Annotated in this window: 10 protein-coding genes; all 10 read right to left on the bottom strand. The window is 58.9% G+C overall.

The window, feature by feature from the left end:
* Positions 1-382: 382 nt before the first annotated feature.
* Positions 383-1,174 (bottom strand): TrmH family RNA methyltransferase, encoded by a 792-nt coding sequence (locus tag AC1DY9_RS04110; protein ID WP_457280570.1) that lies wholly within the window; start codon positions 1,172-1,174, stop codon positions 383-385.
* Positions 1,171-1,788, bottom strand: coding sequence for a ribonuclease HII (gene rnhB, locus AC1DY9_RS04105; RefSeq protein WP_477665853.1), 618 nt, complete (start codon positions 1,786-1,788; stop codon positions 1,171-1,173). Before rnhB ends, AC1DY9_RS04110 begins: the two co-directional genes overlap by 4 nt.
* The gene (gene lpxB / locus AC1DY9_RS04100) at positions 1,760-2,896 is read right to left on the bottom strand and encodes a lipid-A-disaccharide synthase (protein WP_457280568.1); all 1,137 of its coding nucleotides are present in this window, start codon (positions 2,894-2,896) and stop codon (positions 1,760-1,762) included. Before lpxB ends, rnhB begins: the two co-directional genes overlap by 29 nt.
* 92 nt (positions 2,897-2,988) lie before the next feature.
* A complete protein-coding gene (gene lpxA, locus AC1DY9_RS04095) occupies positions 2,989-3,783 on the bottom strand; it encodes an acyl-ACP--UDP-N-acetylglucosamine O-acyltransferase (protein ID WP_457280567.1) in 795 nt (264 codons plus the stop codon).
* A gap of 155 nt (positions 3,784-3,938) precedes the next feature.
* On the bottom strand, positions 3,939-4,379 hold the full coding sequence (fabZ, locus tag AC1DY9_RS04090) for a 3-hydroxyacyl-ACP dehydratase FabZ (RefSeq protein ID WP_457280566.1): 441 nt from the start codon (positions 4,377-4,379) through the stop codon (positions 3,939-3,941).
* A complete protein-coding gene (lpxD, locus tag AC1DY9_RS04085) occupies positions 4,376-5,440 on the bottom strand; it encodes a UDP-3-O-(3-hydroxymyristoyl)glucosamine N-acyltransferase (RefSeq protein WP_457280565.1) in 1,065 nt (354 codons plus the stop codon). The genes fabZ and lpxD overlap by 4 nt, the downstream gene beginning before the upstream one ends.
* Positions 5,441-5,488: 48 nt before the next feature.
* Positions 5,489-5,995 carry an OmpH/Skp family outer membrane protein gene (locus tag AC1DY9_RS04080; RefSeq protein ID WP_457280564.1) on the bottom strand — a complete coding sequence of 169 codons (507 nt, stop codon included), beginning with the start codon at positions 5,993-5,995 and terminating at the stop codon, positions 5,489-5,491.
* Positions 5,995-8,292 (bottom strand): outer membrane protein assembly factor BamA, encoded by a 2,298-nt coding sequence (gene bamA / locus AC1DY9_RS04075; protein WP_457280563.1) that lies wholly within the window; start codon positions 8,290-8,292, stop codon positions 5,995-5,997. The genes AC1DY9_RS04080 and bamA overlap by 1 nt, the downstream gene beginning before the upstream one ends.
* A gap of 13 nt (positions 8,293-8,305) precedes the next feature.
* Positions 8,306-9,679 (bottom strand): RIP metalloprotease RseP, encoded by a 1,374-nt coding sequence (gene rseP / locus AC1DY9_RS04070; RefSeq protein WP_457280562.1) that lies wholly within the window; start codon positions 9,677-9,679, stop codon positions 8,306-8,308.
* Position 9,680: 1 nt separating this feature from the next.
* A complete protein-coding gene (ispC, locus tag AC1DY9_RS04065; RefSeq protein WP_457280561.1) occupies positions 9,681-10,868 on the bottom strand; it encodes a 1-deoxy-D-xylulose-5-phosphate reductoisomerase in 1,188 nt (395 codons plus the stop codon).

Genomic DNA, 10,868 nt, shown 5'->3' with positions numbered 1-10,868 from the left:
TTGTGAGGGTGTTTGCTTTGTCTGCGCTCGGGCGAAGCTGTGTTTTGAAAAGCCCTTGATTATAGCCTAGGGATGTGGCCCCCACGCTCCCCCGCTTCGTGTGAGTCGCTGCCCCCGAGGGGGCCGCCCGCCTGCGGCCCGGCAAAGCCGAAAATGGCACACCCCTATCGGGCTCACTACGTGTAGCCCATTTCCCCTTGCAGGGGACTGCGCCTGCGGCCCGGCAGAGCCGGTTCCGCGGCTCATGCTGGCTTGAAGATTCAGGGCGAATGCAGGGGAGTATTTCACCAGTGGGGGCCGCGGGTCCGGCTTTGCCGGCCCCAGGCGCCGCCCCCTGCAAGGGGAAATGGGCTACACGCAGTGAGCCTGGACGGGGGTGGGTCTATATCTTCAGCGAACTTGCGTACAGGCAAATTGCGGCCGCGGCTGCCACATTAAGAGACTCCTCGCCCCCCGGTTGGTCGATGCGGACCTTGAGCGCCGCCCGGCTCATGAGGTCGTCGCTAACGCCCTGCCCTTCGTGGCCCATGGCCCACGCACACGGCATAGGCAACTTCTGCTGATGCAAAAAGCTGCCCTGGTGCGAGCTGGTGACAACGATGGGCACGGTCAATGCTGCCAGAGCCTCGGGCTCCAGGCCTTCCACCAGCTGCAGTGCAAAGTGGGCGCCCATACCGGCGCGCAGCACCTTGGGCGACCAGAGGGCCGCCGTGCCCTTGAGGGCGAGAACCTGGCCAAACCCAAAGGCCGCCGCGCTGCGCAGGATGGAGCCCACGTTGCCGGCATCCTGTACCCGGTCCAGAATGACCGAGGATGCATGGGGTTGCGGGCTGGCGGGCGCCGGCAAATCCATCACAAAACCCATGCGCGCGGGTGACTCCAGGCCGCTGATTTCCGGCAGCATTGCATCGGGAATCACTATGTTTTTGATAGCTGCTTGCGCCCATTCAGACTGGCTTGCAGACCAAAATGATTCAGAAAAAACTGCGATGGCAGGTTTCAGGCCGCGCGCCAGTGCAGCACGGCATAGATGATCCCCCTCCAGCCAGACGCGGCCCTGCTTGCGGTACGCGGTGCTGTCTTGCGACAGTTTGCGCAGCTCTTTGATCAGGGGGTTGTCGCGCGAAGTGATGTACGTGGCGGAGCCGGAGGACCCGGAGAAGCTGGAACTCACCGCAAGACCTCAGCCACCGGCGCAAAGGACCTGCGATGCTGGGGACAGGCGCCGTGTTCGCGCAACGCAGCCAGATGTTCGGCCGTGCCGTAGCCTTTATGGTCGGCAAATCCGTACTGGGGATACTCAAGATGGAACTCCGCACACCAACGGTCGCGGTAGACCTTGGCCAGGATCGACGCAGCGGAAATCGAAGGCACCAGCGCGTCACCACCCACGATGGCCTCGGACAGGATCACCAGTGTCGGCAGCCGGTTGCCATCGACCAGCACCTTGTTGGGCTTGAGGCGCAGGCCCTCTACCGCGCGCCGCATGGCCAGCATGGTGGCCTGCAGGATGTTGATGCTGTCGATTTCCTCGGCGGTTGCCAGCGCAATCGAGCAGCACAACGCTTTGGCGCGAATTTCGTCATAGAGTTTTTCGCGGCGCACGGCCGTGAGCTTCTTGGAGTCGGCCAGCCCCTGAATGGGATTGAGCTCATCAAGAATGACGGCGGCCGCGACCACCGGGCCCATCAACGGTCCCCGGCCAGCTTCGTCCACGCCAGCCACAAGGCCAGGCGTATCCCATGACAAGGGTGTCTGCTCAGCTTTCAAGAATTTGCTGGATCGCATCTGTCGCCAGTTTTGAAGTGTCCCGCTGCAGTTCCGCATGCAGCGCAGTAAATCGTTGTTCTACGGCCGCTATTTTGTCAGGTGCCGAAGACTTTGCGTCAACCCATTTCAGCACTCCCACTGCCAGCGCCTCAGGCGTAGCGGCGTCCTGCAGCAGCTCCGGAACGACAAACTCCCGGCAGAGGATATTGGGCAGGCCCACCCAGGGCTGCAATTTTTTGCGCCGCATGATTTGCCATGACAGCCAGTTCATGTTGTAGGCGATCACCATGGGCCGCTTGAAAAGCGCCGCCTCCAGCGTGGCGGTACCGCTGGCGATCAGCGTTACATCGCATGCCGCCAGTGCACTGTGGGACTGGCCCTCGATGATCTGCAGATGGGGTTTCATTCCTGCCAGGTCGGCATGGCGTTCAATCATGTGCTTCAACGCGGGAATGGCCGGCACTATAAATTTGATAGCTGGTTGCGCACGTTGAATAAGGGCTGCAGCCTTAAAGAATCGTTGAGCGAGGTACTCTATTTCGGATTTCCGGCTGCCGGGAAGAACGGCCACCACGGTGTCTTCATCCTGCAAACCCAGTTTGCGCCGGGCCGCTGCGCGGTCAGGCTGCAGGGGAATGACATTGGCCAGCGGGTGCCCCACATAGGTCGCGGCAATACCATGAGCGGCCAGCAGCGCAGGCTCAAAAGGAAAGATGCACAGCACGTGGTCCACACTGCGCCGTATCTTTTCAACACGGTCGGCACGCCAGGCCCAGATGGAGGGGCTGACAAAATGCACGGTCTTGATGCCTTGGACCTTGAGCGCCGCCTCCAGGTCAAGATTGAAGTCGGGTGCATCAATGCCAAGGAAAAGGTCTGGACGCTGATCCAGCAGGCGTTGCTTCAGTTGTTCGCGTATGCCGACAATCTCGCGGTAATGCCGCAATACCTCGACATACCCGCGTACCGCGAGCTTTTCACTGGGCCACCAGGCGTTAAAACCGCGACTCGCCATCTGTGAGCCGCCGATACCGTTTGACGTCAGTGCCGGCCAGCGGGCCTTGAAACCATCGAGCAGCAGGCCGGCGAGCAAATCTCCAGAGGTTTCGCCCGCGACCATCGCCACGCAGGGGGAACGGGCTCTCAGGGAATCCGCAACGGGGAGGCCTGCCTCTCTACGGGCTGGCAGAGGGCTTGGCTCCATCAACGACATAGGTCTTACCGGACAATGCCGCGCTGCGGCGAGGTTTGCTCCAGAAATGAAAGCATCATCTGCACGTCAGGCGCAGCATCCGGGTACTTTTCCGTCAGAGCGGCAATGCGCTCGCGCGATACGTCCAGGGTCAGGTCGTCACGGTACAGCGCTTTGTGCATGGCCTTGACAGCGGAAATTCGCTCCGGTGAAAAGCCCCGTCGCCGCAGCCCTTCAAAATTCATGGAGCGCGCCTCGGCCGGTTGTCCCTGCGCCATGACAAAAGGCGGTAAATCGGCAAACAGCAGCGAGCACATGGCGGTGAAGCTGTGGGCACCGATTTTCACGAACTGGTGCGCGACGGTGAAGCCGCCCAGAATCACCCAGTCGCCGACATGCACATGGCCACCCAGTTGGGTGTTGTTGGCAAAAATGGTGTTGTTTCCCACCACGCAGTCGTGCGCCAGATGCACATAGGCCATGAGCCAGTTGTCATCCCCCACACGGGTCACGCCAGTGTCGCCCGGCGAGCCGATGTTGAAGGTGCAGAACTCGCGAATGGTGTTGCGGTCGCCGATCACCAGTTCACAAGGTTCACCCGCGTATTTTTTATCCTGCGGAATTGCACCCAGTGAATTGAACTGGAAAATCCGGTTGTCACGGCCTATGGTGGTGTGTCCTTCGATTACGCAGTGGGCTCCCACGGTGGTGCCGGCACCAATCTTCACGTGCGGACCAATGACCGTATAAGGACCGACGCTCACCGATTCATGGAGCTGGGCTTGCGGACTAATAAGTGCGGTGGAATGTATAGCCGTCATGACAAAATCAACTGTTCAGCGAATAGGTCGGCCAAAAGCCGCATGGGCAAGTCCCCCTTCACACCGGGGCCGCGGGACTGGCTCCGCCAGACCGCAGGCGCAGCAGCCCCCTCGGGGGGCAGCGAATTACGCGAAGCGAAAAGCGTGGGGGCCATTCACGCGATCGTGCGCATGGTGCACATCAATTCGGCTTCGCAGGCAATGGTGTCACCTACCCTGGTGACCCCTTTGAATTTAAAAATGCCGGCCTTCATGCGGTCCAGTGTGACGTCCATGATCAGCTGGTCGCCAGGTTCAACGGGGCGCTTGAAGCGTGCGCCATCGATACCGGCGAAGTAATAGACCGTCTTGTCGTCGGGCGTGACGCCCAGCGTCTCGAAAGCCAGCAGCGCGGCCGCCTGCGCCATAGCTTCCAGTATCAATACCCCCGGCATCACCGGGTGATGGGGAAAGTGCCCCATGAAAAAGGGCTCGTTGATCGTGACGTTTTTGAGCGCCTTGATGCGTTTGCCTTTTTCAATTTCCAGCACACGGTCCACCAGCAGGATGGGATAACGATGCGGCAGCTGTTTGAGAATTTGGTGGATATCCATCATGATTTTTCTTGAGTGTGTCCTGAGTGCAGGATGGCTTTTTCGACCTCCCTGAGACGCTCACGAAGCGTATGAAGCTGCTTGAGCGTAGCGGCATTTTTTTCCCAGACAGCATTGTCGTCGATGGGAAAGAGCCCGGTGTAATGCCCGGGCTTCAAAATGGATCGGGTTACCACCGATGCAGCCGAGACATGCACACCATCGGCGAGCGTCAGGTGGCCCAGCACAATGGCGCCGCCCCCCACCGTGCAATGCGCACCAATCGTGGCGCTGCCCGCGACGCCGGCACAGCCGGCCATGGCGGTATGTTTGCCAATCCGGACGTTGTGGCCGATCTGAACCAGATTGTCGAGCTTCACACCATCTTCCAGCACCGTGTCCTGCAGCGCACCGCGGTCAATACAGGTGTTGGCACCGATCTCGACATCATTGCCGATCTGCACACCGCCGAGTTGCTCGATCTTCACCCACTGCCCCTGGTGCGACGCAAAGCCAAAACCGTCGGCGCCGATCACCGCGCCGGAATGTACGATGCAGCGCTCCCCGACGCGGCAGCCGTCGGCGACAGTCACGCGCGCCGACAATCGGGTGTTCGCGCCGATTTGCGCATGCGGCCCGACGACGCAATGCTCCGCAATCCGCGCATTTTCACCAATCGCCGCGCCTTGGCCGATGCAGGCAAATGCACCAATCGAAACGCCGGACGCCACAGTGGCAGAAGGATCGACATAGGCACTGGGGTGAATGTGCGGAACCACCTGCGGGGAATGCCGCCTCTTCCAGAGTTGGGTGACCAACGCAAAAGCGTGGTAAGGATCGTCTGTGACGATGCAGGCGCCCCGCTTGACTGCGGCCTCGCGCGCGGCGGGCGCCACAATGACGCAGACAGCCTCGGACTGCGCGAGCTTGGACAGGTATTTGGGGTGGCTGAGAAAACTCAGGTCCGCGGGACCGGCAGCCTCCAAAGTGGAGAGCCGCTCTATCTGCAGGCCGGGGTCGCCGACCAGTTCGAGCTGTACTGCACCGGCCAGGGATTCAACGATATCGGCAAGACGGAGTGTCACACTGCGCCTGCCATTTTCACGATGGTGATCGTGGTGAACACCCCGCAATCAACGGGAAGCGTTCAACGCCTTGATCACCTTGTCGGTGATGTCATGCTTGGGATTGACATAGACCGATTCCTGGAGAATCAGGTCGTACTTTTCCGTCTCAGCCAGCGTCTTCACAACTTTGTTGGCGCGTTCGATGACTTGCTGGAGCTCTTCATTTTTGCGGGTGTTCAGGTCTTCCTGAAACTCACGGCGCTTGCGCTGGAAGTCCCGATCCTGGTCAACAAGCTGCTTTTGCCGTGAAACGCGCTGACTCTCGGCAAGCGTTGGGGCTTCACGCTCAAACTTGTCGGAGAGTGTTTTCAGCTGGGTCGCCAGATCGTTCAGCTCTTTTTCACGCTTGCTGAATTCCTGCTCGAGTTTGGTTTGGGCGGCTTTCGCGGAATTGGCTTCCCGGAAAATCCGGTCAAGGTTGACAATCCCGACCTTGAACTCCTGCGCACTTGCGGAGAAACCCGCCAGTGCAATGGCAACGCCCAGGAAAATTTTGATTGAAAAATGCTTCATTAGAAAGATGTACCAATTTGGAATTGCAACCGCTCTATTCTATCGCCTGGCATTTTGCGCAGCGGCGTCGCAATAGCGATGCGCAAGGGCCCCACTGGGGAAATCCAGCTGATACCAATACCTGTGGAGGCCCGCAGGTCATTCACACGGAAACGTTCATTCTCACCAAAAACGTTGCCTGCGTCCACAAACCCATAAAGGCGCAAGGTACGGTCATTGCCCGCACCAGGAAACGGCGCAATGAGTTCGGCATTGAGCGTGAGCTTCTTCGGACCACCGATAGCGAGATCAGACGCATCGCGCGGGCCCAGTGAGCCCTGCTCAAATCCGCGCACGGAACCCAGGCCGCCTGAATAGTAGTTCTTGAAGAGCGGATAGGGCTGGCCACTCAGGCCTTTACCCCAGCCAAACTCGCCGTTAAGCGCAATCGTGAACTGCTTGTTGAGTGGAATGTATTTTTGAGCCTGGTAATTGGCTCGCACAAATTTAATATCGCCGGCAACACCCCAATCACCGTACACACGCTGGTACAGGCCCGAGGTAGGCACCAGCGCGCTGTCGCGGCTGTCGCGCGACCAGCCCACGGTCAACGGAATCGAGTTGCTTTTATAGCCAAACTGGTTCGCATAGTTCAGATAACTGACCGGCAAATTGGTACCCGGCACAATCGTCAATTGCTCGTAGCCAGTACCAAAATAAACCGTGTCGTTCTCGGTAAACGGAACACCGAAACGAATGCTTGCACCACGCGTTTTCAGGCTGTAGTCACCACCTTGGCCCGAGGTCGGCTTCGACGTACGGTCATAGACATCAATGGTGCGCGAAATACCGTCGGCCGTGAAATATGGGTCAATGGTGCTGAGCACAATCTGGCGGTTTGACTTGCTGGTGTTGACTTCAACGCCCAGGTAATTGCCGGAGCCAAAAACGTTTTCCTGCTTGATACCGAATACCAGTGAGAGGCTGTCCGCGCTGGAATACCCCGCACCAAGCTGCAAATTACCGGTTGGTTTTTCAACCACGTTCACCGTAATGTCGACCTGGTCGTTTGTACCGGTCACTTCCTGCGTTTCTACATTCACATCGGTAAAGAAACCCAGACGGTCGACACGGTCGCGGGAAAGCCGGATTTTGTCGCCGTCGTACCAGGACGACTCAAACTGGCGGAACTCGCGACGCACAACTTCATCGCGCGTGCGATTGTTTCCGGCCACGTTGATGCGCCGCACATAAGCACGGCGGGATGGTTCTGCCTGAAGCACAAATGCCACGCGGTTATTGACACGGTCAATTTCCGGCACCGCTTCGACGCGGGCAAAAGCGTAGCCAAAAGTACCGAAATAGTCGCTGAACGCCTTGGTCGTTTCAGCGACCTCGTCCGCGTTGTAGGCCTCACCAGGCGTGATTTTCACTAAAGTCTTGAATTCTTCTTCCTTGTTCAGGTAGTTGCCTTCAAGCTTGACGCCCGAAACCACAAAACGCTCGCCCTCGGTCACGTTGACGGTGATGGCAATGCTTTGTTTGTCCGGGGAAATCGCAACCTGGGTAGAGTCGATCTTGAACTCGAGGTAGCCCCGCGAAAGGTAGTAGGAGCGCAGCGTTTCAATGTCGGCGTTGAGCTTGGTGCGCGAGTAGCGATCCGACTTGGTGTACCAGCTGAGCCAGCCCCCTGTATCAAGGTCAAAGAGGCTCAGGAGGGTTGACTCGCTGAACGCCTTGTTGCCTGTAATGTGGATTTCCTTGATCTTCGCGACATCGCCTTCGGTCACACTGAAAGTCAGGTTGACCCGATTGCGTTCGATCGGCGTGACTGTGGTGACAATTTCAACGCCGTACAGGCTCTTGTTGATGTACTGGCGCTTGAGCTCCTGCTCCGCCTTGTCGGCGAGCGCCTTGTCGAACGGCTGGCCATCCGCAACACCGGCCTCGCGGAGTGCCTTCTTGAGCGCGTCCTTGTCGAACTCCTTGGCACCCACAAAGTCCACGTCAGCAACGGTGGGACGCTCTTCAACGATCACCACCAATACGTCGCCACTGACTTCAAGCCGCACGTCCTTGAACAGACCCAGCCCAAACAGCGCACGAATGGCGGTGGAACCCTTGTCGTCGTTATAGGTTTCGCCGACCCGAAAGGGCAAGGAGGCAAAAATGGTTCCGGGCTCAACGCGCTGCAAGCCTTCAACCCGGATATCACGCACCGTGAAAGGGTCAACGGCCCAAGCCGAACTGGCTGCAAAAAGACCGGCGGCGATAGCGCAAACTGCACGAACTTTGAAGCGATTTATTTGTTTTTGCATGAAATGTAAGGAATTAGCCCAAAAGCCGGGTGACATCGTTAAACAGGGCAACGCACATCATGCCCAGCAGGATAGCAACGCCACCGCGCTGCAACCGGTCCATCCAGGCGTCGGACACGCCCCGGCCGGTGATCCCCTCCCAAAGATAATACATCAGGTGCCCCCCATCCAGAACCGGCAGCGGCAGTAAATTCAGGACGCCAAGGCTCACGCTGATAAGGGCCAGAAACAGGAGATAACTGCTCCACCCAAGGCTGGCTGACTTCCCCGCATAGTCCGCAATCGTGAGCGGGCCACTCAGGTTTTTAAGCGACGCCTCGCCGATGACCATTTTCCCAATCATCTTGAGTGTGAGCAGCGAAACCTGCCAGGTGCGGACGGCGCCTTGCCACAAACCATCGACAGGGCCGTAGCGCACCGTGACAAACTCGGGAGGAGACCCCACGTAGGCTTCAATCCGAGGGACCATCACTCCGTTCACCGCCTTGAGCTCAGGCGTCACTTGCAGCACTACGGATGCGCCGGCACGGCTGATTTGCCATGCCTGCGGGACGACGGAAGCCCCGGCGCCGGGCGAGCGGGCAGAGGTACGTATCACCTCGCGCAGCTGTTGCCCATCCACAATGGCCGTCTCGCCGATGCGAAGCACGAGATCGTCGGCACGCAGTCCGGATTTTTCGGCGGCGCCCCCGGGCATCACATTACCAATTACGGGACGGGTCCAGGGGCCGAGAATGCCAATTTTCCTGAACAGGTCGGCATCTGCTTCGGGTGCACCCAGCGTACTGAGCGGCAACCGCACAGTCTGCCCTGACGCTGCGCCATCGCTGCCAAGCACCAAGGTGAGGTCGCGACCATCCAGTGCACCTTGCGTGAGCCTCCAGCGCAAGTCTTCAAAAGAATGAACGACCTCCAGGTCGTCACCTTCAAAAGCCGCCTGCTGAACCGTTTCTCCGCCATCCAGGCCAGCCTTTTCGGCAAGCGATCCTGCCACCGGGCTGGCCAAAATGGCTTTGGGCTCCTGCAAGCCACTCCAGTTGACCACGGCATACAGCACTATGGCCAGCAGCAAATTGGCGGCCGGGCCTGCGGCCACCACGGCAACCCGCGATTTCAGCGGCTGGGTATTAAAAGCCAGATGGCGCTCGGATGGATCCACCGGGGCCTCACGCTCATCCAGCATCTTGACGTAGCCGCCCAGAGGCAGCATGCCGATGGAAAACTCTGTCGACTTGTTTTTGAGCTTCCAGGTGTAAATCGGTTTGCCGAATCCGATGGAAAATTTCAGAACCTTTATGCCACACGCCACTGCGACGCGGTAATGGCCGTATTCGTGCACGGCAATCAGGATACCGAGAGTCACAACGAAAGAAACCAGTGTCAGCATCTCAGGACTCCAGACCTTGGGTGATTTGAGTGGCAACGCGGCGGGCCTGCTCATCCAGCGCCAGCAAGCCCGCTATATCGTCCACCTGAGAGACTGCCGCGGCCTCCAAAGTTGCATGGTTTACATGATGAATGTGGTCGAAGCGGATGCGCCGGTCCAAAAAGGCCGCAACAGCAATCTCATTGGCTGCGTTCAGTACCACGCAAGTGCCCGGCGGCGCACGCAAACTCTCCCAGGCCAAAGGCAGGCAGGGAAAGCGCTGAAAGTCCGGGACCTCGAATGTCATGGCGGCCATACGGGCAAAATCCAGGCGCGCCGTGCCGCTTTCGATCCGTTCCGGCCAGGACAAGCCATAGGCAATCGGCACCCGCATATCCGGCGTACCCAGCTGGGCCATCACCGATGCGTCATGGAACTGCACCATCGAATGGATGATTTGCTGCGGATGGATCACCACCTCGATCTGCTCCGGCACGACACCAAACAGGTACTTGGCTTCAATCACCTCCAAAGCCTTGTTCATCATCGTGGCCGAATCCACAGAAATCTTGCGGCCCATCGAAAAATTCGGGTGCGTGCAGGCCTGCTCGGGCGTTACGTCGCGCAGAGTTGCCGGATCACGGGCGCGAAAAGGACCGCCCGACGAGGTCAGCATGATTTTTTCGATGCGCCGGGGCCACACCGCCGGGTCTTCGGGCAATGACTGGAAAATGGCCGAATGCTCACTGTCAATCGGTAGCAACCGGGCACCCCCTTCACGAACCGCCCGCATAAACACTTCGCCGCCGACGACAAGGGCCTCCTTGTTGGCGAGCAGCAGGCGCTTGCCCGCCTTTGCGGCCGCCACGCATGGGCCTAACCCGGCAGCGCCCACAATAGCGGCCATGACGGTATCCACCAACTCGTGTGACGCTATCATTTCGAGAGCGTCTTGCGCCCATAGAACCTGCACCGGAAGCTGATTTACCTTGATCTTCTCCGCCAGCAAACGGGCATGCGGCTCACTGGCCATCACCGCGTATTGGGGTTTGAACTGGGCGCACTGCGCCAGCATCAAGTCCGTTTGGGTTGCCGCGCTGAGGGCAAACACCTCAAAGCGCTCAGGGTGGCGGGCGATGACATCAAGCGTGTTGACACCAATGGACCCCGTGGAGCCCAAAACGGTCACACGCTGCTTTTCAAAGGACAT

The organism is Polaromonas sp. P1_F6, from assembly GCF_056405695.1.
This window is presented reverse-complemented; position numbering and strand designations above follow the sequence as displayed.

Bases quoted from the DNA above. Each gene is read 5' to 3' on its own strand.
- rnhB (WP_477665853.1), bottom strand. From the start codon at position 1,788: ATGCGATCCAGCAAATTCTTGAAAGCTGAGCAGACACCCTTGTCATGG.
- lpxA (WP_457280567.1), bottom strand. From the start codon at position 3,783: ATGACGGCTATACATTCCACCGCACTTATTAGTCCGCAAGCCCAGCTC.
- fabZ (WP_457280566.1), bottom strand. From the start codon at position 4,379: ATGATGGATATCCACCAAATTCTCAAACAGCTGCCGCATCGTTATCCC.
- AC1DY9_RS04080 (WP_457280564.1), bottom strand. From the start codon at position 5,995: ATGAAGCATTTTTCAATCAAAATTTTCCTGGGCGTTGCCATTGCACTG.
- bamA (WP_457280563.1), bottom strand. From the start codon at position 8,292: ATGCAAAAACAAATAAATCGCTTCAAAGTTCGTGCAGTTTGCGCTATC.
- rseP (WP_457280562.1), bottom strand. From the start codon at position 9,679: ATGCTGACACTGGTTTCTTTCGTTGTGACTCTCGGTATCCTGATTGCC.
- ispC (WP_457280561.1), bottom strand. From the start codon at position 10,868: ATGTCCTTTGAAAAGCAGCGTGTGACCGTTTTGGGCTCCACGGGGTCC.